This is a genomic window from Alcanivorax sp. DP30, from assembly GCF_009882945.1.
GTDB lineage: Bacteria > Pseudomonadota > Gammaproteobacteria > Pseudomonadales > Alcanivoracaceae > Alcanivorax.
On record NZ_WTUY01000005.1, the window covers coordinates 638025 to 664987 of the forward strand.

The 26963-nt window shown below is 56.9% G+C and carries 24 protein-coding genes; 12 read left to right on the plus strand and 12 right to left on the minus strand.

What is annotated here, in order from left to right; translation table 11 throughout:
* Nucleotides 1-141 precede the first annotated feature (141 nt).
* Together GQF00_RS14040 and GQF00_RS14045 are read right to left on the minus strand one after the other, a co-directional pair.
* Complete coding sequence (locus GQF00_RS14040) at nt 142-1128, minus strand: putative solute-binding protein (protein ID WP_161319765.1); 987 nt, start codon at nt 1126-1128, stop codon at nt 142-144.
* A 128-nt stretch (nt 1129-1256) separates the two neighbouring features.
* A complete protein-coding gene (locus GQF00_RS14045) occupies nt 1257-2168 on the minus strand; it encodes a helix-turn-helix domain-containing protein (RefSeq protein WP_370519507.1) in 912 nt (303 codons plus the stop codon).
* Between the two features lie 303 nt (nt 2169-2471).
* Here GQF00_RS14045 and GQF00_RS14050 point away from each other — a divergent pair, with 303 nt between their 5' ends.
* From GQF00_RS14050 to GQF00_RS14075, 6 genes are read left to right on the plus strand one after another with little or no spacing between them, the layout of a single operon-like run.
* A complete protein-coding gene (locus GQF00_RS14050; protein ID WP_237440525.1) occupies nt 2472-3248 on the plus strand; it encodes a hypothetical protein in 777 nt (258 codons plus the stop codon).
* Nucleotides 3249-3264: 16 nt separating this feature from the next.
* Entirely contained in the window at nt 3265-4878 is a 1614-nt protein-coding gene (locus tag GQF00_RS14055; protein ID WP_161319767.1) for a GH3 auxin-responsive promoter family protein, read from the plus strand.
* Nucleotides 4875-5969 carry a hypothetical protein gene (locus tag GQF00_RS14060; RefSeq protein WP_161319768.1) on the plus strand — a complete coding sequence of 365 codons (1095 nt, stop codon included), beginning with the start codon at nt 4875-4877 and terminating at the stop codon, nt 5967-5969. Before GQF00_RS14055 ends, GQF00_RS14060 begins: the two co-directional genes overlap by 4 nt.
* Nucleotides 5966-6922 (plus strand): hypothetical protein, encoded by a 957-nt coding sequence (locus GQF00_RS14065; protein ID WP_161319769.1) that lies wholly within the window; start codon nt 5966-5968, stop codon nt 6920-6922. Before GQF00_RS14060 ends, GQF00_RS14065 begins: the two co-directional genes overlap by 4 nt.
* Nucleotides 6919-8073, plus strand: a complete 1155-nt coding sequence (locus tag GQF00_RS14070) for an efflux RND transporter periplasmic adaptor subunit (protein ID WP_161319770.1) — start codon at nt 6919-6921, stop codon at nt 8071-8073. The genes GQF00_RS14065 and GQF00_RS14070 overlap by 4 nt, the downstream gene beginning before the upstream one ends.
* A complete protein-coding gene (locus tag GQF00_RS14075) occupies nt 8070-11351 on the plus strand; it encodes an efflux RND transporter permease subunit (RefSeq protein ID WP_161319771.1) in 3282 nt (1093 codons plus the stop codon). Before GQF00_RS14070 ends, GQF00_RS14075 begins: the two co-directional genes overlap by 4 nt.
* 257 nt (nt 11352-11608) lie before the next feature.
* Here the strand turns inward: GQF00_RS14075 and gpmA are convergent, their stop codons facing one another.
* On the minus strand, nt 11609-12355 hold the full coding sequence (gpmA, locus tag GQF00_RS14080; protein WP_161319772.1) for a 2,3-diphosphoglycerate-dependent phosphoglycerate mutase: 747 nt from the start codon (nt 12353-12355) through the stop codon (nt 11609-11611).
* Nucleotides 12356-12538: 183 nt separating this feature from the next.
* Here gpmA and rnd point away from each other — a divergent pair, with 183 nt between their 5' ends.
* Genes rnd through GQF00_RS14105 form a run of 5 tightly spaced genes read left to right on the plus strand, consistent with a single transcriptional unit; the run spans nt 12539 to nt 15216 of the window.
* On the plus strand, nt 12539-13612 hold the full coding sequence (rnd, locus tag GQF00_RS14085) for a ribonuclease D (RefSeq protein WP_161319773.1): 1074 nt from the start codon (nt 12539-12541) through the stop codon (nt 13610-13612).
* Between the two features lies 1 nt (nt 13613).
* A complete protein-coding gene (locus GQF00_RS14090) occupies nt 13614-13922 on the plus strand; it encodes a YcgL domain-containing protein (protein ID WP_161319774.1) in 309 nt (102 codons plus the stop codon).
* The gene (locus tag GQF00_RS14095; RefSeq protein ID WP_161319775.1) at nt 13912-14364 is read left to right on the plus strand and encodes a YcgN family cysteine cluster protein; all 453 of its coding nucleotides are present in this window, start codon (nt 13912-13914) and stop codon (nt 14362-14364) included. The genes GQF00_RS14090 and GQF00_RS14095 overlap by 11 nt, the downstream gene beginning before the upstream one ends.
* A gap of 31 nt (nt 14365-14395) precedes the next feature.
* Nucleotides 14396-14755 (plus strand): hypothetical protein, encoded by a 360-nt coding sequence (locus tag GQF00_RS14100; RefSeq protein WP_161319776.1) that lies wholly within the window; start codon nt 14396-14398, stop codon nt 14753-14755.
* A complete protein-coding gene (locus tag GQF00_RS14105; RefSeq protein ID WP_161319777.1) occupies nt 14752-15216 on the plus strand; it encodes an HIT family protein in 465 nt (154 codons plus the stop codon). Before GQF00_RS14100 ends, GQF00_RS14105 begins: the two co-directional genes overlap by 4 nt.
* A gap of 69 nt (nt 15217-15285) precedes the next feature.
* On the opposite strand, the gene GQF00_RS14110 is transcribed toward GQF00_RS14105, so the two are convergent.
* The 6 genes from GQF00_RS14110 to GQF00_RS14135 form a co-directional block, all read right to left on the minus strand.
* The gene (locus tag GQF00_RS14110; RefSeq protein ID WP_161319778.1) at nt 15286-16011 is read right to left on the minus strand and encodes a class I SAM-dependent methyltransferase; all 726 of its coding nucleotides are present in this window, start codon (nt 16009-16011) and stop codon (nt 15286-15288) included.
* A complete protein-coding gene (locus tag GQF00_RS14115; protein WP_161319779.1) occupies nt 16004-16366 on the minus strand; it encodes a PilZ domain-containing protein in 363 nt (120 codons plus the stop codon). The genes GQF00_RS14110 and GQF00_RS14115 overlap by 8 nt, the downstream gene beginning before the upstream one ends.
* A gap of 8 nt (nt 16367-16374) precedes the next feature.
* Entirely contained in the window at nt 16375-16527 is a 153-nt protein-coding gene (locus GQF00_RS14120; RefSeq protein ID WP_161319780.1) for a hypothetical protein, read from the minus strand.
* A gap of 231 nt (nt 16528-16758) precedes the next feature.
* Nucleotides 16759-19086 carry a TRAP transporter large permease subunit gene (locus GQF00_RS14125; RefSeq protein WP_161319781.1) on the minus strand — a complete coding sequence of 776 codons (2328 nt, stop codon included), beginning with the start codon at nt 19084-19086 and terminating at the stop codon, nt 16759-16761.
* 193 nt (nt 19087-19279) lie between these two features.
* Nucleotides 19280-20293 carry a putative solute-binding protein gene (locus GQF00_RS14130; protein ID WP_161319782.1) on the minus strand — a complete coding sequence of 338 codons (1014 nt, stop codon included), beginning with the start codon at nt 20291-20293 and terminating at the stop codon, nt 19280-19282.
* Between the two features lie 88 nt (nt 20294-20381).
* Entirely contained in the window at nt 20382-21410 is a 1029-nt protein-coding gene (locus GQF00_RS14135) for a hypothetical protein (protein ID WP_161319783.1), read from the minus strand.
* A gap of 176 nt (nt 21411-21586) precedes the next feature.
* Here GQF00_RS14135 and GQF00_RS14140 point away from each other — a divergent pair, with 176 nt between their 5' ends.
* Nucleotides 21587-22948, plus strand: a complete 1362-nt coding sequence (locus GQF00_RS14140; protein WP_161319784.1) for an AarF/ABC1/UbiB kinase family protein — start codon at nt 21587-21589, stop codon at nt 22946-22948.
* A 150-nt stretch (nt 22949-23098) separates the two neighbouring features.
* Here the strand turns inward: GQF00_RS14140 and GQF00_RS14145 are convergent, their stop codons facing one another.
* The 3 genes from GQF00_RS14145 to GQF00_RS14155 all read right to left on the minus strand — a co-directional run bounded on the left by GQF00_RS14145 (nt 23099) and on the right by GQF00_RS14155 (nt 26746).
* The gene (locus GQF00_RS14145) at nt 23099-24274 is read right to left on the minus strand and encodes a putative solute-binding protein (RefSeq protein ID WP_161319785.1); all 1176 of its coding nucleotides are present in this window, start codon (nt 24272-24274) and stop codon (nt 23099-23101) included.
* A 108-nt stretch (nt 24275-24382) separates the two neighbouring features.
* Nucleotides 24383-25456, minus strand: a complete 1074-nt coding sequence (locus GQF00_RS14150; RefSeq protein WP_161319786.1) for a putative solute-binding protein — start codon at nt 25454-25456, stop codon at nt 24383-24385.
* A gap of 126 nt (nt 25457-25582) precedes the next feature.
* A complete protein-coding gene (locus GQF00_RS14155) occupies nt 25583-26746 on the minus strand; it encodes a putative solute-binding protein (protein WP_161319787.1) in 1164 nt (387 codons plus the stop codon).
* Nucleotides 26747-26963 lie beyond the last annotated feature (217 nt).

The following is a 26963-nucleotide window of genomic DNA, read 5'->3' on the forward strand; positions in this document are numbered from 1 at the left end:
GAGAAAACAGCACGGTTTTTTTGGTTTCGAAACTCGTTACTCGTGCCTCGCCTCCCGACAACGAAAGAGGCAGCGCTCATGCCTGGGCGCTGCCTCTTATCGTTCAGTCACTAACAAGCTTCAATCGCGTTGTAGCCTGTATCAGGTGCATTCTGCGCGGCTCTGATCCAGCTTGCAGCGGATCTTGCGTAGCAGGGTCAGCATGTCCGGATCATAGTAACCCTCGATCTTAAGCTGGTTACGGGCTTCCTGCATCAGGACTTCATATTCGCCTTTGTCAGCATCGGGGATTTCTACCCACCACTTGGAATCCACCTTGGATTCTTCCTTCTTGAGCTGATCCAGAATACGGTCGAGATTGTTGTAGAAGTACTCGCGGGACTTTTGCGCCACTTCCGGGGTGAAGGCGTCTTTCTTGGCGATGAGCTGGATGGTCAGCTGTACCAGAGGGTAGTTGATGATGCCGCCGTCAGGGGACAGGCCCTTGTACAGCTCCAGTGCCTCATAGGCCGCCAGGGGAGCGGCAATTACATCGACCACGCCATTGTTGAACTTGGTGGAGAAGTTGGTGATGTCGGAGGCTACCGGGGTAGCGCCTACCTGCGAAACCAGCTTGGCCTGGGTTTCATCATATTCCAGCACCGCAACACGCTTGCCTGCTGCCTTGGCGAGGGAATTGACCTCTTTATCGTTCACAAAAATATAGGCAGCACCCGCCGGGGCAATGCCCATTATCTGATAAGAGCCCTGTGACAGTTTGGGCGCGCTCTGCGGCATGGAGAGCACCTGCAGGGCGATGCGCATGTGATCCAGAGTGGGGATGGAGCCGATGGAGTCCACGGTGCCGGCAAATTTGTTAAAGCCGCGCCCGCGAATACCGGTCACCAGTGCAGCGTCACAGATGCCGGCTTTCAGGTCTTCGGCAGCGATGGCTTCGTTGGTGTAGGGAATCAGTTCTGCTTCCAGGCCCCAGCCCAGAGCAGCGGTTTGCCAGTCTTTCATGGCGCCCATCATGGGGCCAACATTACCGACGATGTCGAATACACAAATTTTGGTCGGTGCGGCCTGGGCCGTCACGGAGGTCGCCAGGGCACAAGCCGCCAGAGCGGCAGTCATCAGCTTCTTCATGAATAATTCCTGCGTTTGTTATTACTGGTATCGCTGTTGTAAGACCGGATACTAGAGGGAAAGGTTCAGAAAGAAAAAGCCGCTCCCGTCAAATGCTCTGTATTTTGGGTCAATTCGTTCACAGGGGGCTATTGACGGTGGGCGCGGCGAACCTCTCCCGGGGTTTTGCCTGTCCAGGAGCGGTAGGCCTTGCTGAAGCTGGCCTGATCGCTGTAGCCGATATGTTCGGCAATTTTCTCAAGCGGCATGTCTGTATCTTGCAGGAACCGGGTTGCAAAGGTCTCTCGGACCTGGTTCCGAATGGTGCTGAATCCGTATCCCGCCAGATTCAGATGCCGGCGTACCGAGCGGGAGCTCATGCCCAGTTGTTCGGCAACCCGTTCCAGGCTGCTGCTGCGCCCCGGTGAGGTCATGATCTGGTGACGCACCTGGGTCACCACTTTGAGGCTGTCGTTGCACTTCAGCTGCTCCTGGCTGCGGGCGGCAGCCAGATAATTGGCCATGCTGGCATCATCATCACGCATCTGCCTGCCTACAAGCGGCATCAATACCCGGTTTTGTGGTTGATCAAACCGCATGGTCCCGCCTTTTGCCAATTGTTGCCATTGCAGTGATTTACCCGGGCAGGGGAAATCAAATTCGAAGGTGAAACGTTTGCTCACCAGCGACGCCAGCGAATAGATGCTGCCCATGTAGATGCCAGCGATGGTGGGTTTGAGATCACCGAATTCCCAGTTGTCATGGAGTTGGATGGAAATCTCTTCGCCGTTGGCCTTGATTTCCATGTCCATCAACGGGAGGGATACCCGTAGGTACTGCACCACCATATTGACCAGATGACGGTAATTTTTTTGCCTCAGAAGCGCGAAGCCGAATAAACCATGACCATGGAGATCCAGTTCCTGCCCGAAGCGGAAACCGGTGGTCTCATCATTGAGTAAACGGTTGCCGTGGCGAAGGATTTGGGAAACCTGCTTGATGGAGAGAAAACCTTCGGGATTATCAAGAATGGCCGGATCGATGTCGGCATTTTCGAGCACTATCGTTCCATTGATTCCGTGTTTTTGTACAAACCGCAAATACCGGCGGGCATAGCGAACTGAAATGATGGGAACGTTCAGTGCCATTCCACTGTTTTTCATTATCTGTACCTGGCCTTTGGCCTAATTCCTGTTGTTATTATGGGTGAGAACAGGTTCTCACTATCTCGCGTATTAATGAAAAAAGAATCATTGTTGCCATTTTTAACAAAAAAATGGCCGCTTTAACCATTATGTAATTGGGGGGAGGTCGCGATTATGTGCGCCGCTTTTAACGAACAAAAATAAACACGGAGCGGAGAAATGAAAAGGGAAAAATCGGCTTCTTTGAAGGCGCGCTATTTGCCTATTTCTAAAGTATCAGTTCTTGATATGCGACGAATGTATGAGATCTATTCTGGCTACTACGAAAATATAAGTCTGGATCTTTTCTGTCGTGACATGTCCGAGAAAGATGGTGTGTTCCTCGTGGCAGAGCGTTCCACCAAGCGCGTGGTTGGTTTTTCCACCATGAAAACCCTGGATATGAAGGTGGATGGTCGCCCTGTTCGAGGAATATTCAGCGGCGATACCATCATCGAAAAAGAGTATTGGGGTAGCAAGGCCCTACACGTCGCATTTTTCTTTCGTGTTATTCGTGAAAAACTTCGTCACCCGGTTCGCCCGCTATTCTGGTTGTTGATTTCGAAGGGCTATAAAACCTATTTGCTGATGGCGAATAATTTTCACAATTATTACCCGAATATTGAGGGTGACTGTGAAAAGCTGGCAGGGTTGGTCGATAATTATTGTGACACCCTTTTTCGCGACTATTACTGCTCGGAGAGGAAACTTCTGGATTTCGGTTCCGGTTATACCTACCTGAAATCTGATGTGGCCGGAATTACCGATGAAATGCGAAAAAATAATGAAAAAATTCAATTTTTTGAGTCGAGGAATCCAAGCTGGCAGCGGGGCACTGAATTGCCCTGTATTGGGGAAGTCAGCTATTCGCTGATGCTTGGTTACCCCATGGCGCTTTGGCTTAAGTTACGACGTAAAAGCGCGCAGGTCGCTGCACCAGTGATTGCCAATAACTAAAAGAAAAAGGCAGGCCATGTTTGGACATCGATTGCTGAAATTGGCCACGTGGCCAGGGGAATCCCGATTTTCCGCTTCGCGCCGTTCTCTTGAGCAGGTGCAGCGGCAAAAGCTGGCTCAGTTGCTGACGCGGGTAGCGCGCCAGCCGTTTGGTCAGGCAACGGGGCTTGAGGCGGGAATGAGTTGGGAGCAGTTTGCCGCTACCCAACCCATCACGGATTATGATCATTGGCGGCAGGCTATTGAGGGGCACCGCCTACAAGGCCAGCCTGGCCTGATTGATTCTCCCCTGGTACGTTTTCAGCCCACCAGTGGTTCCACGTCTGCGATCAAGTGGGTTCCCTACACCAAACACTTTCTGGGTGAGCTTGATAACGCCATCAGTCCCTGGGTGGTTGATTTATATCGCCAGTATCCGGGCCTGATGAAAGGGCGTCACTACTGGTCCATGTCCTGGGTACCTACAGCCTTGCGTGCCAGCATGCGCGAGGATATCAATGATGATCTGCAGCTGATGTCATTTGGAAAACGGCTGGTGGCGGGCGCCACCCAGGCGGTACCCCAGAATGTTTCTCTGGCCAGCAGTTCTGATGACTCCATGTTTGCCACCCTGGCTTATCTGGCTGCGGACCCTTCTCTGTCCATGATTTCTGTGTGGAGCCCCACCTTTGGGCTGGGCATGCTCAAATCCCTGTCCCACTGGCGTGAAGAACTGGCGGAAGCTCTTGCCACTGGGCATTGGGGGCAACGCATGCTGGGCGTGAATGCGCTGCCATGTCCGGTTTCTCACCGTGCTGCGCAGTTGTTGCGTGAGTGGAACGGTGTTCTCGATTCCGAATTCTTCATTGCACTGTGGCCTTCCCTGGCCCTGGTGAGCGCCTGGGACACGGCCGCATCCGCGCCCTGGGCCAAACAGCTGCATCGTTTATTGCCGCAGGCGGCATTCCAGGGCAAGGGGCTATGGGCCACGGAGGGCGTCGTGACGTTGCCATATCAGGGGCAGCAGACGCTGGCATACCGTAGCCATGTCTACGAATTTCAGGATCCGGATGACGGCTGTATCTACGCGCCCTGGGAGCTGGAAAAAGGGCAGGTGGTGATGCCGTTACTGAGCACCGGTAGCGGTCTGCTTCGTTATCAGCTCAAGGATCTGGTCCGGGTGGATGGTTTTAATGAAGGGGTGCCTGTGCTCACCTTCCTTGGCCGTTCAGGAACCACGGATCTGGTGGGCGAAAAAATGACCGCCCCGGTGATGGAAGAAGCCGTGACTCAACTGGTTCTGCCGGATGATCTGACCACAGTCTGCACTGTGGCAGTGGATGACGCAGGGAACGGGATCCCGGGTTATATCCTCTTACTGGAAGGTACGCCGGGTGCGGGCGATGCGAGCCTTGCCAAACAACTGGATGGGATTTTACAGCGCCACTTTCATTATCAGCTGGCTAGAAATCTGGGGCAGTTGGCGCCGTTACGTTGTGTGGTTCACCCGGCCATGCGCGAACGGTATCTACATCAGTGTCTTCAGCGCGGCATGATTGAAGGCAACATCAAGATCGAATCCCTGCAGTACTGGAACGGCGAAGTCCCGTTGTGGATGACCCGTGCAGCCGAAGGGCAGGGGGTCTTGTGAGTTATCAGATTCGCCCCGCACGGCAAGAGGATAACGCGGCCATTCTGGCGCTGCTTCAGGGAACCCCGCAGCCCGGGGCGGTAACGCTGAATTTCGAGCGTAACCCGGATTATTTTCGCGGTGCGAAAGTTGCCTGTGAACAGCCGGATGTGTGGGTGGCGGAAGCCCGTGATGCGCCGGGAAAAGTGGGTGCAGTCTATAACGTGGGCTGGCGCCATGTGTGGATCAATGGCGAAGTGAGGCCGATCCGTTACGCCCATGATCTGCGTATCGCCCCGGAATTTCGCAATGGCATGATTCTCCATCGCATGTTTCGACACCTGCGCAAGCAGCTGGCCGAAGGGGAGTGGATGCAGACAACGGTACTGCGCGATAACCAGGCTTCACTGGCCACGGTTGCCAGTGGCCGCGCCGGCCTGCCGGTGTACTACCCGGCCGGCACTATCGAAACCAGCATGCTTTACACACGCCAGCGTTATCCACGTCTGCCGGCTGATACCAGCATCCGCCAAAGTGGTTCTTCGGATCTGCCTGAAATAGCTGCGTTACTCAAACGTGAGGGCAGAAAAAAACAGTTCTTTCCCTATTGGGATGTGAATCGTGTGCATGGCGACGAGTATTGCTTTGGACTCAATGCCTCTAGTTTTTTGCTGTTGCGTATAGGGGGGGAGCTCAAGGGTGTGTTGGGTTTCTGGGATCAGAAGCCAATCAAGCAAACCCGTGTGCTTGGTTATGCCCGTGGCATGGGCGTGATGCGTCATCTCTACAACACCCATAGTGTGCTTCGTGGTGGCATGCGTTTGCCGCCGGCGGGTGGCGTGCTTTCCTATCTCTCACTGCATAGTTTGATCGTCGCTAACGATGATCCGGACCTGTTGCGTTTGCTGATGGATTACGCAGTTGCCTATTTCCATGGCCGTTATGACGCCTTGATCTGTGGATTTTTCCAACAGGACCCACTGGCTGGTGTGGCGGCGCGCTATCGTCGCCGGCTGCTGCTAAGCGAGCATTTTCTGGTCAGTTATGACGGGGATCCGCGGGGGGCGCTTGACGGAGAACGCCCCTGGTACGTGGAGGTTGCCCGTCTGTGAATACTGGCATCATCGATTATATCGGTATGTGGTATCAGGCCCGTGCGAAGCTGGGCGTGGATGACCGTATCGATTTCATGTTTGACGATCCTGCGACGGGCAAGCGCACCAATGTGATTTTGCGGCACCGTGATTACGATGGGGTGGGTGGCATTCTGGCCTCCGCCCGTCAGGTCGGCATGATCGAGCCGCTATTGCCCTCCGGGAAGCATCGCAAGCCACCCTCTTTCTGGCGGCGTTGGCAGCGAAAACCATTGAGCAGAGAAGCCGAAGCGCCGCAGTGGGAACATTTTGAAACGCAACAGGCGCCTTCCGTAGAGCCTCTGATGGGCTGGTTGACACGGGCTGAAACTCAAGGACTTCTGCGCTATGCCGACAGCCAGCAAGTGTCCCTGAACAGCCTGTTGCTGCTGGCTCTGCACCGGGCTGTTTGCGACACCCTGATGCAGGGAAGGGCAGTGGGTAGCTGGTGTTTTCCCGTCAATATGCGTAATGCCATCACGATTCCCCGCCAGGAAATGAACTTGTCCAGCGCGTTTTATCTGACTGTTTCGCCGGATGATGCACCTGCCGACATTGACCGGGCCATTCGCGCCAATCTGAAAGCCAATGTGCACTGGCGCTTTTGGCATCTGGCGCGTGTTGGCCGGTTTATCGGTCAGCGCGGGGTGGATTGGTTGTGCGCGCGGATGCTTAACGGGAAACCCCATTGCGGTTCCTTTTCCAGCCTTGGCGAATGGCAGATGGATTTTATCTCCGCGGGGATGGCGCCAGATACGACGTTCTGTTGTTGTGGCCCCGGAAGCCCCAACCATCCAGTGGCCAACGGCGTCATGATCGTCAACGGACGCCTGACACTGGCGTTACGGCTGCACCCTTCTCTTGGTGCAGATCAAGCCCGGGCAGAACAGTGCCTGCAACACTGGAAAAATGGCCTGTTGGAGTGGATATGACTTTTCCGAGCTTGCGTACCCTGGTTGCGCTGATCGCAGCGGCCGCAGTCACAGTGGCGGTGGCGATGCTTTACCTGGTACCTCCGGCACAGCCGGCCCAAAACGTACGCGACAATATTCTGGCCCTGGACACCTGGAAGGTAAGTTGGAGTGACCAGATTATTCCGGTTTATACCCAGGGTCAGGTTTCCGCCCGTCACCAGCTGCCGCTGAGTCTGGAAGTGTCTGGTCGGGTTGAAGAAGTGGCTCCGGCCTTTGCGGATGGTGGCCGGGTGATGGCCGGTGAAATCCTGTTGCGGCTTGACCCGGAGCCCTTCGAGCTGGAGGTGATCACGCAGCAGAACGCGGTGCAGGCAGCCCGTCTGCACCTGGCAGAAACCCGCGCTCGCGCCCGAGTCGCCGGCAGCGCCAGTCGCTCGTCGGCGCTGGGACGTTTTGAACCGCAAATGGATGAAGCGCGCAGCCGTCTGGCAGCGGCCCAGGCGGGATTACGCCAGGCCCAGCGGCAACTGGAGCAGACCGAGCTGGTGGCTGCGATCAGTGGGCGTCTCAAGGGCGTGCAAGTGATGCCAGGTCAGCATTTACAGGCTGGTACTGTGCTCGGGCAGCTCTATCAGGAAGATCTGGTAGAGGTACGGCTGCCGGTACGTGATGACTGGCTGGCCTTGCTGGGTATTGTCCCCGGTGATGACAGCACTCTGGAACCGGTGCAGGCCCGCTTGAGTGGGCGCTTTGCCGGTCGGACTGGCGAATGGCAGGGTAAGGTGGTGCGTCGCGAAGGGGGGCTTAACCGTAACCAGATGATGCATTTGATCGTCCAGGTGGCCAATCATGAACAGGATCTGCCGCTGGAACCGGGAGTGCTGGTACAGGCCGAGCTGCGCGGAGCGCCGACTCAGGCTGTGGCGGTGTTGCCGCGTTCCGCCCAGGCTGGAGAAGACAGCATCTGGGTGCTGGACGATGAACAGCGCCTGCGTCGACAGACCGTTGTTGTGCTGCATCATGATCGTGACAACCTTTATGTCAACGATGGCGTCACCAGCTCCACCCGTGCCGTGCTGGCCGGGGATCTGCAATTGCTGGAAGGCATGCGCATCAACCCCAACCCGCCGGCGCCGGGACTGGCCAACATGAGCGGACCCCTGCAATGAACCGTACCATCGCCTGGTTTGCAGGCAACAGCGCAGTAGCCAACCTGCTGATGATCACGTTGTTGCTGGCGGGCATAGTGGCGATTCCCATGACCCGACAGGAGACCCTGCCGAATGTGCCGCTGGATCGTATTGGTATCTACGTGGCCTGGCCCCAGGCCACCCCGGACAATGTGGAATCCCTGCTGTGCGGGCCGGTGGAAACAGCCCTTGATGACGTGGAAGGCGCCACCGACCTGATCAGTGAATCCCGTGAAGGATTGTGCTCTGTGCAGCTGGATGTGCTGGAAGGGCATGATACCCGCAAGGTCCTGGAGCTGGTGCGCTCTCGTCTGGATGCTCTGGATAACCTGCCAAAGGGGGCCGGACGGGCCCGGGTTCAGGAATTGATTGTTCGCAACCGGGTAGTGCGATTGATCCTCAGTGGTTCCCTGTCCCGCCATGACATTTATGAATTGGCCCAGCAGTCAAGGAGGGAGCTGCTGAATGATCCGGCAGTGTCCAGTGTCGACATTGAAAACCTGCCTGAGCGGGAGATGTCCATTGAGGTGCAGCGTGATGACCTTTATCGCTATCAGCTGACTCTGGATGGGATTGCCGCGGCGGCCAGTCAAAGTGTGCAGCGGACTGCCGGCGGGGTGTTGCGCAGTGACCGTGGTGACTGGATGCTGCAGACCGGTCAGCAGCCAGGGGATGCCCAGGCCTATGAGCAGCTCGTGATCAGGCAGTCGGAGCAGGGAGATCTGCTGCGGCTGGGGCAGGTAGCAACGGTAAAAGACGGTTTCTCCCGCGATAATCTTGCCGCCTGGCTGAATGGGCATCCGGCGGTAGCGCTGGATGTGTACCGGGTCGGTGAGCAGAACGTGCTGGAAGTGGCCGATGCCGTGAAGGCCTGGGTGAACAATACGGAGCTGCCGAGGGGCGTCAGTGTTCGTATCTGGAGCGATGATGCGCGTCAGTTTCAGGAGCGCTCCAATCTGCTCTGGCGCAATGCCCTGCAAGGGCTGTTTTTGCTCACCATCATGCTGTCGATTTTCCTGACACTGCGCCTGGCCGGCTGGGTCGCACTGGGAATTCCTGTGTGTATGTTGGGCGCCTGTGCCCTGCTGCCCTTGCTGGGCGAATCCTTCAATACCATTTCGCTGTTTGCGTTCATTCTGGTGTTGGGCATCGTGGTGGATGATGCGGTTATCGTGGGAGAAAGTATTGATCAACAGCGTCGGCTCGGCTTGCCGGGCCCCCAGGCCGCGGTGACTGGCGCGCAAAAAGTTGCCAAACCGATTCTGTTTGCGGTCCTGACCACCTTGTTTGCATTCGCGCCCTTGCTGTTTCTGCCCGGACCGGAAGGGGCATTGATGCGGGTTATTCCCATCGTGTCCATTGCCATTCTGGTGCTTTCGTTGCTGGAGTCATTGTGGATTTTGCCCGCGCACTTGAGTCACAGCCGTTCCCCGCGGGGGATCTGGCTCAAGTCTGAAAAACTGTCAAACCGGATCAACGATCGTCTGGAGCACTGGCTGGAAGAGAAGGCGCGGCCGTTGCTGAGAACGGCGCTGCGTTGGCGCTATGTCCTGGTTGTTGTCTTTGTCGGGCTATTCATGTTCTGCAGTGCGTTGGTAAGCAGCGGCTGGCTGACCATGGTGCTGTTTTCGCGGGTGGAAGGGAATCGCGTTATGGCGGAAGTGGTCTTTCCCCAAGGCACGGGAGAAGCCCGACTCTACCGGGAGCTGCAATCCCTGGAGGGTTCTGCGCGGGCGTTGGCGGTAGCGCTTGAAGATGAACACGCGCCGATCACGGTGGAGGCAGTTTTTGCCGAGCAAGGCGTGCGCCAGAAAATCTCCAATGCCCGTGATCCAGCGGCGAGATTCCGGGTGCGAGTAACACTGGCAGTGGAGGGCGATACCGGGGCCATGCCACCACGTGAACTTGCCGCTCGCTGGCGGGAATTGCACGGGTCTATTGCCGATGCGCTGTCCGTGAAATTTCACGCCAGCCTGATGCAGGTGAAGCCGGATATTCATGTCAATATTTTCCATCCGGATATGGCGGTATTGCAGCGATTGAGCGATCAGGCCGCGCTGTCGCTGTCGCGCATGGACGGTGTGCATGAGGTTGCCAATAATCTCTACGCCAAACGGACCCTGGTGGACATTGCATTGCGCGAGCAGGGAGAGCTGGCCGGTTTACGTGCTGACCAGGTGGGTCTTCAAGTCCGCAATGCCTTCCACGGCATCGAACTGGATCGCTGGTTCGAACAGGATCAGGAAGTGCCGGTGATGCTGCGCCTTGCCGGGCAGGACAGTCAGCAACTGACGGATCTGGAGCGCTTGCCGTTGCAGCTCCCCAACGGTGACATGACGGTACTGGCGGCGGTGGCAGATCTGGAGCGCCGTCAGGTGCCAGCCATGATCAGTCACTATGATGGCCGACGCAGCGCCACAGTCAGCGCTTTTGTGGATGATCATGTGACAACGCCGGGCCAGGTCATGGCAGTTCTGCGTGAGAGCGTCCTGGATCCCATGGTCGAGGTGGATGAACGTGCTGGCTGGACCGTTGCCGGCAAGCCCGCCGGGATCAAAGATTTTCTCGATTATCTTTCTGTCAGTTATCTCATTGCATTGGCGGCCATTTTCTTCCTTCTTACTGTTCTTTTTGGCGGTTATGGCCAACCGTTGCTGGTCATGGCAGCTATTCCGTTCGGCATGGTGGGAGCCTTCATGGGCCACTTTTTCCTCGGTTACAGCCTGACGTTGTGGTCTCTGGTGGGGGTGATTGCCGTGAGTGGTGTGGTGGTGAATGATAACCTGGTGTTGATTGATGCAATCAACACTGCCCGTGACAGGGGGTTGGCATTGCGCCAGGCGGTGGTGGAGGGTGTCAGTGGCCGGTTGCGGCCGGTCATGCTGACGTCCATTACCACTTTTGCCGGCGTTGCCCCGTTGATGTTCGAGACCAGTGTGCAGGCCCGTTTCCTGATTCCCATGGCCGTGTCCCTGGCTTTCGGGGTGATGTTTGCCACTCTGGTCAGCCTGTTACTGGTGCCTTGCCTGCTGGTGGTCGGGCATGATGTAACCGTGGCCTGGCAACGCTGGCAGGCCCGCTGGCGAGCGCCGGAAGCATCAGAACTGGATAGCGTGGATGTGGCCTACGAACGCGGCCAGTTCACCGCCTGGTGGAGCGCAAGCAATCCCTATGAAGACCCGGTACTGCGCTCCGCCTGGGAAGCCGGGCGGCAGGATCATGGCAGCCGTGAAGAGGGCGAGTTGCCGCATCCGTAGGGGCGAGCTGAAAGTGAAAACGCGAATGACATGACCGGGTTGTGATGCCGAGCCCGCCCCATCCAAATGCCCAAGCCCATCCTGACCTCCTGTGGGAGCTTGCCTGCAAGCGATACCCCTGAGCCGGTCGTCTTTATCGCTTGCATTCAACGCCAGCAGTGCAGGCGGGCCTCAGTGATGAACCACAAAAAAGCCCGCCCCGGCAGACCGGGGCGGGCTTTTGGCATCGGACATCCTGCCTCAGGCGTCTGGCGTCATCACGCCTTGCCCTGGTTGGCCACTGCCTCAGCCGCCTTGGCCACTGCCTCTGCGTCGCCCAGATAGTAGTTTTTCACGGCTTTCAGGTTGTCATCCAGCTCATAGACCATGGGAACCCCAGTAGGGATGTTCAGCTTCACAATTTCTTCGTCGGAGATATCACCCAGGTATTTAACCAGCGCGCGCAAGCTGTTGCCGTGGGCACAGATCAGTACCTGTTTGCCAGACTCGATAACAGGCTTGATCTCGCTTTCGAAGTAGGGAATGAAACGGTCCACGGTATCCTTGAGGCTTTCGGAAAGCGGGATCTGCTCTTCGTTAAGATTCTCGTAGACGCGGAAGTTGCCAGCGTAACGCTCGTCGTCGCGCTCCATTTTCGGCGGCGGGGTATCGTAGCTACGACGCCAGATATGCACCTGATCATCACCGTACTTGGCGGCGGTCTCGGCCTTGTTCAGGCCCTGCAGAGCGCCGTAGTGGCGTTCGTTCAGACGATAGTCGCGGATCACCGGAATCCACATCTGATCCATGGTGTCCATAATGGTCCATAGAGTGCGGATGGCGCGCTTGAGCACGGAGGTGTAAGCCACGTCGAATTCAAAGCCGGCTTCTTTCAGCAGTTCGCCTGCGGTTCTCGCTTCCTCACGGCCTTGATCGGTGAGATCCACGTCCTTCCAGCCGGTGAAGCGGTTTTCCTTGTTCCAAACGCTCTGGCCGTGGCGGACCAGTACCAGTTTCGTGCTCATGCGGTGTTTCCTGTGCGGGTTTCAGTGCGGCGCAAAGCGTAGCAGAAAATCGTCCGGAAATTGAGCGTCGGCGACCATATTTCGCCCTGGTGGGCGGCTACGGAGGTGATTCCTTTGTCTGTTTGCTGAAATCTGCCTGCCCGAGCCCGTATAATCATCGCCAATTCAGCTTCAGGCGGTTCCATGGCTTATCTCTGGTGTGACACAAATGACGCAATCGGCAGCTGGCTGGCAGGCCTTGAGCCCGGCAGCCCGGTGTATCTGGATACGGAATTCATGCGTGAGCGCACCTTCTGGCCCCAGCTGGCGCTGGTGCAGGTCCACGATGGCCAGAACATCCGCCTGATAGACACCCCTCGTATCAGCCCGGACGTGCTGGCCCCGCTATTCAGTAAGCATACTCTGGTGATGCACGCCTGTTCCGAGGATCTGGAGGCCATTGCCAGCTTTACCGGGGCGTATCCTGCAGCCATTGAGGACACCCAGATCGCGGCAGCGTTGACCGGTGAGGACATGCAGCTTGGCTACCAGAAGATTGTGCAGATGCTGCTGGGGGTGGAGTTACCGAAGGGCGCAACCCGCACTGACTGGCTCAAGCGGCCGCTCAGTGAAGAACAGCTGCACTACGCCGAAGACGACGTGAAGTACCTGCCTGAAGTGACCAATATCCTCCGTGACCGGCTGGCATCCCTGGGCCGTTTGGACTGGTGGGAGGAAGAGTGCGGCCGGCTGCTTGCCCAGGCCTGCCGCGAAGAGTTGCCGGAAGATGCCTGGCGGGGCGTCAAGGGGGCCGGACTGCTGCCGGACGAGGCCCGTGCCGTGCTGTCGGTGCTGGCCCCCTGGCGCAATCGTATGGCCCGTGAGCGCAATCTGCCGAAAAGCTTTGTCATCAAGGATGCCCAGCTGCTGGATCTGGCCCGCGCCCGGCGCAGTGATCGCGGTATGCTGGCCGAGGTGGGCCTGCATCCGAAAAGTATTCGTCGCGACGGTGATGCCTTGATCGCATTGATCGAGGAAGGGCACCGCGCCGCGCCGCCGCCACCATTGCCGGGGCCGCCGGATGCCCGCGAGAAAAAGTTGGCCAAGACATTACGTGGCAAGGTGGGGAAAATCGCCGATGATGTGGGCCTGAAACCCGACGTGCTGATGCGCCGCCGTTGGCTGGAATCCCTGATTCGGCACCCGGAGCGGGTGCCTGAACCCCTGACAGGCTGGCGCGAAGAAATCGTTACCAAACCCTTGCTGGAGTTGCTCTAACGTGTTGAAAGGCAAGTTGTTCTGTTCGATTTACAAGACCCGCAAAAAGACCGGGATGTACCTGTTTGTAGACCGCCAGAAAGGCCTCAAGGAACTGCCTGAGGTGCTGTTGAACCAGTTTGGCCCTGCGGTACATGTGAATGACATGATCCTCTCACCCGACCGTCCGCTGGCCCGGGCCGATGTGCAGCAGGTCATGGACAGTATCCGTGAGCAGGGTTTCTATCTGCAGATGCCGCCCCCGCCGGATGAAGATCTCTATCTGGCCGCCGGCCACCCTGATCGCCCGCGGACGCTAGATGACGACTAGGTCCTTGCGTGAACGTTTCTGGGAGTTGCCCCTCGAAGCACTCAACGATGAGGAATGGGAGGCACTGTGCGATGGCTGCGGAGGCTGCTGTCTGGTTAAACTGCAGGATGAAGAGAGCGGTGAACTGGCATTCACCAATCTTGCCTGCCGGTATCTGGATGCCAGCAAGTGCCAGTGTCGGGTCTATGAAGAGCGTTTCAGCAAGGTGCCGGACTGCATTCGGGTAACCGAGGCTGTGGCCCGAAATACCGACTGGTTACCGTCCACCTGCGCTTACCGTCTGCGCGCCCATGGACAGCCTTTGCCCAGCTGGCATCCATTGCTGAGTGGCGACAGGCGGTCCGTGCAGCAGGCAGGCGTCAGCGTGTCAGGTCGGGTAGTATCCGAGCAGTTGATTCCCGAGGAAGACTGGGAAGAACACATTATTCACTGGGTGGAGTAATCTCCGCTCACAGTAGTAGTCAGGAGTTGTCGTGACGACCAAAGCATTTCTGTGGGGCTGGTTCGCCTATCTCGTGGGTACAGTCGGTGTCCTGTTTGTCTGGTGGTGGCTTACCCGTTCACTGGCGGTGTGGGCCAAGGTGCCGTTGCGCATCGTGCTGACCGCCTTGCTGATCACGCCCTGGTCGGTTTCGCCCGAACATGATGAGTGGGCGCCGGCCTGGGTGGTGAGCCTGTTTGATGGTCTTGCCCAGGAAGACATCAGTCTGTGGCGGGCTGGTGGACCGCTGGTGGCCATGTTGCTGGTGGCCATGGTCGTGGCGGTGCTGGAGGTCTGGCGGCAGCGGCGAAAGCAGACCCGCCTGGAAGCGGATACGGCGCGACCAGAATGAGCCAGTGCATCTTCTGTCAGATACAGGCCGGAGAGCTGCCGGCCAGTGTGGTGTATGAGGATGACCGGGCCATGGTCATTCTCGACCTTTTCCCGGTCCGTGAAGGGCACTGTCTGGTGATCCCCAAGGTGCATGCGCCGCTGGTGGAAGAACTGACGGCCGATATGTCCAGCCATCTGATGGATCTGGCTCGACGAACCATCAAGGCGCAGAAGCGCGCGGGTTTGCCGGTGAAGGCGCACAATCTGGTAATCAATGATGGCCGTGAGGCCAATCAGCATGTGCCCCACGTGCACCTGCATGTGATTCCCCGCAAGGGTGGCGATACACTCGCCACTGCCTTCACCTGGGCCACCCGCTTGTTGAATATCTTTGGCATGGGCAAGCGTCGCAACAAGCTGGACCGTCTGGCGGGCCTGCTCGCCGAGCACTTTCCCGATGCTTCTGATCGGCGCCCCTGACAGCCGATAACCGCTCAGCGCAAATTGGCATGAACAGCTTTATTTCTGGTTCATCGCGGGATGTCGGGGTCAAGGTTTGCGCCAGGCTTTTACTCTTAACGGCCAGCGTGTCACCCGTGTTGTCTCTCCCCACGCATCAGCCAGTACAGGTGCGAAGCTTTTCAGAGGGTCTTCCCCCGCCTTGCGCGCTTTGACCAGTGCGGACCAGGTATCCAGATACCCCAGCATATCTTCAAGCTGCCAATGGCACTCGAGATAGTCTCCAGGAAACACCACCTGTGGCCAGGGCAGGGTGGCGTTGGGGTAATTGGCCATCAGCAAAGACCTTTCTCGCGGCCACCATGGCCCCAGCGGGCCATCATGATAATCCCCAATCAGGGAGCCCAGGCCTTCCACTTCGCAAAGACCGTAGCTGATAAGGGCAAGCATGCCGCCGGGGCGAAGGCAGCGGCCGGCCTCGACGAAAAAGGCTTGCGCATCAAACCAGTGGAAGGCCTGGGCAACGGTGATCAGATCCAGGCTGTTATCGGCCAGGGGCAGGGCAGAGGAGGTACTCGCCAGGTAGCAGGCCCGAGAGGCCGGAGCGGCATGGAGTTGCTTTAGGCTGAGATCTGCGCCAATGACCTGTTCAAATCGGGGCTCAAGCCCCCGGCATGCCTGTCCGGTGCCGCAGCCCATATCGAGTACTCGTGTCGGGTCCGGGCAGTGCTGTGCAAGCCATTCAAACAGGGAGTCGGGGTAGTGGGGGCGGTGTTGCTGGTAAGCAGTGCCACGCTGGAATAACGGTTCAGTCACTCAAACTGCCATCATTGTCGAAATGGGCTGACCACAGTCTGCCGTCAGCCCGTTCAAGATCCAGCGCAATACCCGCCAGCAATTGGCCGTCCGGAGCGGCACACCAGGCGACGGTACCGTAAAGGTGGTAGGTGCCATGCTCTTCGAGCAGGGCAACCCAGAGCTCCACGTCGGTGTCGGGGCGAATCGGGGAGGGGAGCTCCACGCTGATGCCTGCCACCGAAACATCTTGAGTGGTGAGGTACAGCCTGTCTTCCCGGCTGACAGAGGTGGAGCGCGCCGGCAGTAATGTCAGCGAGAGACTTTCTTCACGGTGTATGCGGGGATAGCGTCGGTTTTCCATTGCCGTTGCCATAGTCATCCCTATCCGTAGATTGCCCGGTCAACCAGGTATGAAGCGAGCGCAATAAAGCCTACCACCCCGGCCAGAAACAACAGAAAAAACAATGCCGGTTTGGCCGTTTTGGGCAAGGGCTCGGTGTTTCGTGGTAGTGGTGATGGTTCAGTTTTCGCCATCAGCGATCTCCCTGCAATAGCCTTTCCCCACAGTATCCGCTATTCGCAAGAATTTAGAAACCAGTGTGACAGTACCATGATTGGCGTTCCATGAAGCGGCAGTGAAAAGGGGCTCTGGCGCCAGGGGGGAGATATTTACAGATTGCCCTCTCGAAGCTGGCGTATGGACTCTGCGGCATGTGTAGAACAAAAAAAGGGGCCCGAAGGCCCCTTTTTCATACTGCGACGCTGTTACCCGTGCGCGATTTTCTGGAACAGATATTCGTGGAGATTATCTGACAGCAACGGCAGGTAGGACACCATCAGCAGGGCGGTCAGCATGACTGCGATAGGCAGCAGATACTTCTCGTAGCGACGGTAGAAGCTGCCACCGTGAACCTTGGCGGATTCCACTTCCTCGTCGCCCACTACTTGCCTGGTTAACAAGTGGTTCAGGGCCACCGGTGGTGACAGATACCCGAGCTCGAAGGCCACCAGGGTGATCATCCAGAAGTGCAGTGGCGCAATGCCGTTGTCGAAGGCTATCTGGGCAATGGTTGCGTTCACCAGGATTACCGCCCCGTAGGGGTCCATGATCATGCCGATGATAACCATGGTCACTACCAGCAGCGTCATCGCAACCCAGATGTTCGGGAAGGTTTCCGGCAGCATTTCCATCATCCCGGAGCGCTCGATGATGCCGCCCACGCTCACAGACAAGGCCATCAGCATCAGCAGAGCGCCGATGTGACCGGTGGTCTCATTGGTGGCAAAACGCAGGGAGGTTTCCAGTTTTTCGCCAACGCCGGGTTCCGGCTGGTAGTGCGGGTCCATGTCCGGGGTCTTCACCAGATAGTGGATCACCAGGCAGGCGCCGAGAATCACGTTACGCCAGAACAGTCCCCAGAACAGGCTCTGCAGATCTTCTGCAGAGGTCCCGGTGGGGATGTTGCCGGAGCTGAGTGCTTCCTGCATACCAGCCATGTTGTAGAAGGAATAGAGGATCAGCGGTACCAACGCCAGAGTGAAAACATGCAGGCATTTGTTGCTCAGTTTCTCGTAGCCGAGAATGGCCAGCAGCATCACCGGAAGGATGATCGGTGCATAGATCTCGTTCAGCTCGGTGCTCAGCAGGTCGCGGAACACCACCACTACGGTACCCATGATGATGACATAGGGCAGCAGCGGGATCAGGCGCTTGAGGCTCTGGGGTACTGCTTCCGAGAACGGGGCGATACGGGCCGGTGCGGTACGGGCAAACTGGCTGTAGATGAAGAACAGCAGCAGCGACAGGCCAAAAATTTTCAGGCCGGAGGTGAAAAGTTCATCGGTGGTGACGCTGTTGTTGAGGGCGGCGATGATCACCACCAGCAGACAGGGGCGCAGTACCACACCCATGGAGCCCGACATGGCAGTGGCCGCCAGGGCGAGCTGTTTGCGTGCACCGGCACGAATCAGTTCGTTGTAGATGGTGGCACCGGCGGCGATAACGAAGATACCAGAGGCGCCAGTGTAGGCAGTGGGCACCGCAGCAACAGCAAGCACCACGAAACACATCAGTTCCGGGGACATCTTCCAGGGACGCAGTACATCAAACACCAGATGGGCCATCTTGGTCTGGCGCAGCAGCATACCGATCCAGATATACAGGGCCAGGCTCAGGAACAGGGTGGACAGCTCCATCATCATGCCCAGGTATACACTGATACCGTGGTAATACCCCTGGCTAACAAACTGGGCACCAGCGGTGAGACACATGAAGCTGTAGAGCGGAATGGTCAGCAGGGCCTTGCCCCAGGTGCCTCCTTCTTCCAGGTCCTTGGGCGGGCGTACCAGCTGATACAGGGCAGCAAGCGACAGGATGATAAAGCCGCCGATCCAGAACTGGTGCAGGTAGAAATGGTTGACCTGTACGCCGTCGGCAACCGCAGAGACTTCCTCGCCACGGTAAATCCAGGCAGACGCCAGAAGCATCACGTTGGCGGCAAGCTGGCCAGTGGTAGCGACCAGGTGATCCTTGCGTGTGCGGGCAGGGCGCAGGGAAATGTGGTGACGGGTCAGTGTGGCAGTGGCCGCACAGATGATCACCAGAAGGCAGAGCAGAAGGCGCTTGTAGTTGCCCAGGGTAGTCACGATCTTGGCCACGCCCCCTTCCACGTTACGGAAGGCGATGACCCCAGGGGTCACTTGTTCCTGGACCATCTTGTAGTCGGCCCACTTGTCGCGACAGATCTGGCGGGACGCTTCCAGGGACTGGCGCAGGGCGCCTTCGTCCACGTCTGTGCCGAAGATGCCAGCCAGCGGGTCGTCAGCCATTTGGGCCTGCTTCTGGGCGACCGCTTTCTGCAGCTCATCGTCCAGATTGGGATCCGGGTTACAGGTTGGCTCCCCGATCAGGCCTGCTGTACGCAGCTTGAAGTAGCCCTCCCAGGTGTTTTCCCCGATCTTCAGGAGCTGGGAATGAATCACTTCCCCTGACGCAAGGAAAATGGTCAGCAGGAGGAGAATCAGGGTGGGGAGGGAAGATAGCCATTCACCGACGGAGCGGTTGGCTACAGTCATACTAGAAGGTTTATCCATTGTGCACCCGGTTATTGTTATACCGACATGGTTTGGGTGGGAGAAGCATCTAACGATGATTCAGCCCCAAGGAAAATCCCGTTTCATGGCAGTGTAAACACCTTGTCTTGCCGCCGCATTGGCAGAGAAGGCCATTGTTGAGATTGAAAGGGAAAACGGGGCCACTCCCGGCCCCGTTCGCTAGCCCCGCTGATTACTCAATGGGGTTGACACACTCTGCTCGGGAAGGCTCTTCTTTACAGCGAACCTTGCGCAGCAGGGTCATCATGTCCTTGCTGTAAACGCCATCTTTGGTCAGCTCAATTCGTGCTTCACGAAGCATTTGGTCGTACTTGAGCTTGTCGGCTTCGGGAATACGAATCCACCACTTCTTGTCGACTTCAGAGTTGGCGTTCTCGATGACCCGCATGGCGCGGTCAAACTGGCCGAGCATGTACTTGCGAGACTGCTGGGCGAAGCCATCCGGGAACTTGTCCTTGCGAATTACGACCTGGGCGGTCAGCTGGCCCAGTACATAATCGACAATGCCACCGCTGGGCTGCATGCCCTTGTAAAGCTCCAGGGCCGAGTAGGCGGCGATGGGAGCAAAGCAGATATCCACGGAACCGTTGTTGAAACGACCTGAGAAATTGGTGATGTCAGACATGACCGGGGACATGCCCACACGAGAGGCCATGCTGGCCTGAGCACTATCGTATTCGAGTACAGCAATGGACTTGCCGGACAACTCGCCCACGGTGTCGATGGTCTTGTCTTTCACGAACAGGTAGGCGGCTCCCATGGGGGCGATACCTGCCACTTCGTAGGGGCCGGATACCAGGTTCTGGTTAACGGAAGGGTTACCGCTGGCCAGAACCGTGATCACAGTGCGCATGGCGTCGTAGGAAGGAATCGCGCCAACGGAATCCAGGCTGCCAGTGTAGTTATTGAATTGACGACCACGAATGCCGGTCAGTACCGCAGCATCACACTGGCCTGCCTTCAGATCTTCTGAAGCGATTTTTTCATCAGTGTAGGGCTTGAGCTCCAAGTCCACGCCCATACCCAGAGCGGCAGTCTTGTAGTCTTTCATGATGTTGTAGATGTCGCCGTTGGCGCCAATGATATCGAACACACATAAAGTGCGTTTTTCGGCAGCCTGGGCGGGGGAAATCGTCAATGCCAGAGCTGCGGTTGCCGCTGCACCCAATACTTTGAGATAGCGCATGGTGGTCTCCTGGTTACTTCCTGAAAGGTTCAAACTCAAAAATTAAAATGGAGCAAAAGCGGCCCGAGGGCCGCAAAAGAAGCCTTGCTTACAAAAGGTCGTTGATATCTACAGCTGGACCGGAGGTAGAAGCATCATCCCAGAAGGTGCCAATGCCACCAATGGGGGTACGCTTGCCAGTGTTTTCGGTCCACTCACGGTCGGAGATGCCTACGATGATGAAGCCGGCGATGGCATCCAGCATGGCGTAGTCCGGGTCCAGGTTCTTGTCGTTGGCGGCGTAGTCACGGATAGCCTTGCGAAGACGCTCATCATCGCCCTTGCTGAAGGCGCTCATGGCGTACAGGGCGCTGCCCAGACGGATGCCGTTGTCGAAGCCGGCCTTGGCGGATGCTTCGAGTTCGGCCCAGGCATCAGCATTCGGCGGCGCCAGCATCGGCAGCAGGTTCCATACTGCAGCGCGAACGCCACGGGGAACGCCCCACCAGGTTGCGTTATCCAGACACTTCATGTTCCGCTCAACCTTGGCGGCGATATCGCGGGGTACACCAACGGCACCATCGGAGCTGCCGTCATTGAGCAGAGCAGTAACGCCGGAGATATTGCCGACCAGCCATACCATTTCATCGAACTCGGTCTTCAGTTTCGGGCACTCGCCCTCATCCGGTTCGCCGTAGGCTTCAAGCATGTAGTTGTAAGCGGTGTACTGACGCTGGGCGGCTACAGCAGACCAGCGCTTCTGTTCGATCCGGGCATCCTGGGCTTCGTTAACGCGGCCATCTTTCACGGCGCGCATGTAACGCAGTTCGGAATCCAGAGCGATCTGTTCAGCACAGGTGGCAGCCGTGGTGAATACCATGGTGCCGAGTTTGGCGGGATGAGAGCCGACACGTTCGAATGACATCAGCAGTGGCGTTTGCGCCTCGCCGGTGACACAGGCCATACGAACATCGTTGTAGGTCATCATGTAGGGAAGCATTTCAGACCGGCCGAAGCTGATCAGAACGTCACCAGTGGTCTTGTAGATGACGCCACAACCCTGTAGAGCAAGAATCGCGCCCCCTATCAAGGCAAGGCGGGTTTGCCCGAGCAGTTTTTTCACGGAGAGAGAACGCATTCGGTAGCTCCTTGTTATTGTTCTCAAATTGCGCGGTCAAAGGTACGAAAGTCCGGGAATTGGCACAAGCGGCAATTACAAAAAAGCCTGCAAGCAATTACAAACCATAAATTTGCTATATGATGTGTCAACGCTATGTTAAACGCCCGCACACTCACGGATAGTAAGACTTTATTATGAGTAATAGCTCTGGCATCAAGGACATGAAGGCGTGGCTGGAAGGTGAACGCAGCGGCCTGGCGCTTGCCCTGAATACGGCTCGCGGGGGTTTTCGTATCGCTGAGACACTGGGTGTAATCAGTCGTCAGGGGCTGGGCTGGCTTCTGGGTGATCGCCCGCCAGTACCGGCTTTGCTGCGTTCTACCTTCGAGTCGCTGGGAACCACTTACATCAAGCTTGGGCAGTTTATTGCCAGTTCCCCGTCCATCTTCCCTGAGGAATATGTGGAGGAATTCCAGCGTTGTCTGGACCGCACGCCTGCACTACCTTTTCATTACATCCGGCAGACCATCGAGCAGGAGCTGGGGCAGCCACTGGAGCAGCTCTACCAGTCCGTTGACCCCAAGCCATTGGCCAGTGCGTCTATTGCGCAGGTACATTCTGCCAAGCTCAAGAATGGTCAGGACGTGGTGATTAAGGTTCAGCGTCCCGGCGTGCGTAACGTTCTGCTCACCGATTTCAATTTTCTTTACCTGGCGGCGCGTATTACCGAGCGGCTGGCTCCCGGTTTGTCGAAGTCTGCCATTTCCGGTGTCATCGAAGAATTGCAGGCCGGCATGCTGGAAGAGTGTGACTTTATCAAGGAAGCCGGCAATCTGAAGGCGTTTAATGCCTTTCTGAAAAATACCGGCAATACCTCTGCCGTGGCGCCGGAGCCGGTCATGTCCCATACCACTGGCAAGGTGCTGACCATGGAGCGCTTCTTTGGTGTGCCTCTGACGGATATGAATGTCCTTAGAAAGTATACCGATGACCCTGCCCAGACTCTGATTTCAGCCCTGAACACCTGGTTTTCCAGTCTGATGCTGTGTGATTTTTTCCATGCGGATGTGCATGCTGGCAATTTGATGTTGCTGGAGGATGGTCGGGTGGGCTTTATCGACTTCGGGATTGTCGGCCGCATTCGGCGGGAAGCCTGGGACGGTATGGCGAAATTCTTTGACGCCATTGGCCGCGGTGATATTCGCCAGATGGCTGAGGCCATGGCGATTATCGGCATGACCCGTGAAGAAGTAGATGTTGATGCCCTGACCCGTGATATCGAGCAACTGCAGGGGGCGCTGGGTCAGGTTGATCCGTCAGCCCTGATTCAGGCTGATCGCAATGACAAGGAAGTGAATCGCCTGCTGATGGATCTGGTCAAGATCGGTGAAGGCCACGGCATTCGCTTCCCCCGCGAATTCGCCCTGTTGCTCAAGCAGTTCCTGTACTTCGATCGCTATGTTCAGGTGCTGGCCCCGGAAATGGACATGTTCAGTGATAGCCGTCTGGATATGTTTGGCGGCGTCGATGAGCTGCCGGACGGGTTGCTGCACTAATAACTACAAGCTACGAGCTACGAGCTACGAGCTACAAAAAAACCGCGCCCATTGGGCGCGGTTTTTTTGTTTTCGGCTCCTGGAAGCGCGGGAACAAGTGGTTCCGGTTAGGCTGAATCTTTCTTGGCGTCGAAACGGGTAGCTCGTCACTTATTCTACCGGATTGGCGCATTCCCCACGGGTTCCATCAATCTTGCAGCGGATCTTGCGTTGCAGGGTAAGCATATCGGCGTCGTAATAGCCTTGTTCTCTCAAGGTCAGACGAGCTTCTTGCATCATTACTTCATATTCCTGCTTGTCATTGTCCGGGATCTCGATAAACCAGTGCTCAGGGACTTTCGCGGCCTCAATGTCCAGGCGTTCCTTGATCAGGTGATAGCTGTTGAAAAACTCTTCGCGAACCAGCTGTGCCACCTCATTGGGGAACTTGTCCTTGCGGCCGATCAGTTGCATGGAAATCTGCGCCAGAGGGTAATTGATGATTCCGCCATCCGGTTCCAGGCCCTTGTAAAGCTCCAGCACTTCATAGGCAACCAGGGGGGCAGGTAGCACATCCACCACGCCGTTATTGAACTTGTTGGGGGCTGAAAGGATGTCCGAAGCTACGGGGGTGGCACCGATCTGCGACACCATTTCTGCCTGAGTCGGGTCATAGTCGAGAACCGCAACCCGTTTACCGGACGCATTGGCAAGCGTGTTGATGGTCTTGTCGTTGACGAACACATAAGCACCGCCGGCGGGAGCAATGCCGAGAATGACGTATTCGCCACTGACCATCTTGTCGGCAGATTTCGGACTGGCCAGTACCTGCAGCAGGATACGCATGTGCTCATCAGTCGGTAGACCGCCGACAGCATCAATCGTGCCGGTATAACGATTAAACAGGCGTCCACGCAGGCCGGTCATCAGTGCCGCATCGCAGATGCCTGCTTTAAGATCTTCGGCAATGACTGATTCGTTGGTGTATGCCTCTATATCCAATTCAACGCCGTATTCCAGCAGTCGGGTGCGCTGATCTTTTGCCGCCTGGTAAATCGGGCCTACCCGGCCAGCGACATCCCAGATGCAGATGCGACGTTTCAGCGGCTCGCCGGCACTGAACCCAGCCACTTTCTGCATGGCGTCAATCCGTTCATCCAGGCTGCGGCTTTGGTCATAAGCGATGGCACGAAGTTTTTTTACTAGTGCGGGTGTCAGGTTTACGCCTGGAGCAAAGCTTTCAAGTTCGGCCTGCTGGGCGGGCGTGAGATCTATGCTGTCCTCAGCGTGGACAAGGAATGAGCTGGCCAGCAGAGTGGCTGCGGTGAAAAATCGGAGGAAGCGCACGGAGACTCCAGTATTTATTGTTAGTCAGTTCATTGTGAACTGCATACTGCGGGAGTCTCTGGCTCCTGTGCCATGACCCGATGCGTCATGGTCAATATATCGTTCGGGTTATTCCGTTTCCTGGCTGCACTCGGGGCGCTGCGGGTCTTGGCTGCAGCGGATGCGCTTCATGATCGACAGCATGGTGGCGTCATAGTAACCCGTCTCCCGCAACTTGAGCCTTGCTGCGCGCATCATGCTGTCATATTCCTGTTGATTGTGCGCAGACACTTCGATCCACCACCGCTGGGGGATTTTGTCGGACTCCTTGTTCAGTGCGGTCTGGATGGAGGTAAAACTGTCTGCGGCCACCTCCCGGATCAGGGAGGCAATGGCTGGCGGGAACTTGTCTGTATGGGCAATCAGTTGGGCGGTGAGTTGCACAATGGGGTAGTTCACGATGCCGCCATCCGGGGACATGCCTTTGTACAGCTCCAGTACTTCATAGGCAATTAGAGGGGCGGGCAGGATATTGACAGTGCCGTTGTTGAACAGGTTGGGTGCGGTTGCCAGGGTAGTAGAAACCGGTGCTGCGCCAATATGGGTGACCAGTTTCGATTGTCCCGGATCAAAATCCAGTACCGCCACTTTCTTACCTGCGGCCTGGGCAAGAGAGTTAAGGCGCTTGTCGTCCACAAAGAGATAAGCTGCACCGGCAGGGGCAACGGCGAGAGTCTGGTACTTGTTGCTGACCATGTGTTCACCCAGATTGGGATGGGCAAGGGTGCGCAACAAGGTTTTCATGTGTTCGAGATCGGGCAGGCCGCCGATGGCGTCAATGGTGCCGGTGAAACGGTTGAACTGGCGAGCGCGGAAGCCGCTCATCAGCGCTGCATCGCAATGGCCGTTTTTCAAAGACGCAACCATGACGCCTTCGTTGGTGAAGGCTTCAAGGGATATGTCGATGTTATAGCGCAGCAGATCCAGGCGCAGATTGGTGGCGCCATTGAAAACCGGGCCGGACTGGCCAGAGAGGTCCCACAGGCAGATATGGCGTTTTAAGGGTTCGCCATCTTTCAGCCCCATTTCTGCTCGAGCGGCCTGCAACTGTTTCTCCTGACTCTCAGTGAGGGCGAGAGCCCAGCTGTTGGCGCTCAGCAGGGTGAAAATAAATGCAATCAATAATGTGTGTGGCGAAGCCATGGATGTTCCTTCACGTTCATGTGGTTCGCTTATAACATTGAAAAAACGGTGAAAGTTTTATCTCTTGTATGACAATTGTACGCTGCGCCGGGATTGGCGCAGCGGGCATGTTCCGGAAAGAGGGGCTTACTGGCTGCACTCTGCTCTGGCGGGATCGAATTTACAGCGGATTTTACGCTGCAGGGTGAGCATGTCAGCACTGTAGTACTGGCGATCTTTCAGTGCATTACGGGCTTCCTGCATCATCACTTCGTATTCCTGTTTGTCCTTGTCGGGAATCGGAATCATCCATTTGGCCGGAACCCGGTCGGTTTCCTGTTTCAGTCGTGCCATGACTTGCGGATACGCTTCGAAGGAAGCTTCGCGAATCAGTTGGGCCACTTCATTGGGAAACTTGTCGAGGCGGCCGATCAGTTGCATGGTCAGTTGGGTCAACGGGTAGTCGACAATGCCGCCATCGGGTTGCATGCCCTTGTAGAGTTCGAGGATTTCGAAGGCGATCAGGGGGGCGGGAAGAATATCAATCTGGCCGTTGTTGAATTTGTTCGGCGCAGAAACGATGTCGGTGCTGACCGGGGTGGCACCGATGGAGGCCACCATTTCTGCCTGGGTCTGGTCGTAGTCCAGCACGGCTACGCGGTGGCCTGCTGCTTTGGCCAGGGAGCTGATGCTGCGGTCATTAACAAAGATGTGGGCGGCACCTGCCGGATAAATACCCATCACCACATAGTCGCCTTGCACCATGTGTGCTGCCTGCTTGGGATGGGCGAGTACCTGTAGCAGGGTTTGCATGTGTTTCTGGTCAGGGACGGCGCCGATGGCATCCACACTGCCTGAATAGAGGTTGAACTGGCGTGCGCGCAGGCCGCTCATCAGGGCAGCATCGCAGCGGCCAGCCTTGAACTCTTCCACCATTACAGTTTCGCTGGTGTAAGGCTCCATTTTCAGGTCAATGCCGTATTCGGTAGCCAGTGCTCGTTGCTCCATGGCGGCGTTGAAAACCGGTCCGTTGCGGCCGGCAATGTCCCAGATGCAAATGGTGCGGCTGAAGACGGAGCCTTTGGGCATCTGGTCGAGGCCGACAAGCTTGCTGATGGCCCGCAGCCGATCCCGTACCGGCATTTCCCGGGTGTAAAAGATATCGGCCATCTGGGACATGGTGCTGTCAGACAGCGTGGAGCCCGGCACCAGCTGCTGCAATTTTTCTTTCTGGGCATCGGTAAGATTGGCGGCGCTGACCAGCGAGCAGAGCAGGCTCAAGGCCAGAAAAAGACTCAGACGTTTTTGCATGGTTGTCTCCGTACGCATGCTTGTTGTTATTGCATTAAGAAGTAGCACGCTAGCGCAGCACTGGGGAGGGCTCCAGCGCAGGGGGTGGCGGCGTTTGGGCAACCATCACAAAAATATGTCAGGGAGATATGAAAGGAATGCCTGATGCCTGGTTTCGTTCCGGGTCCGTGCTTAGGAGGCTCGAACAGTTGAAAGCTAAAAGTTGAAACGCGAGTCA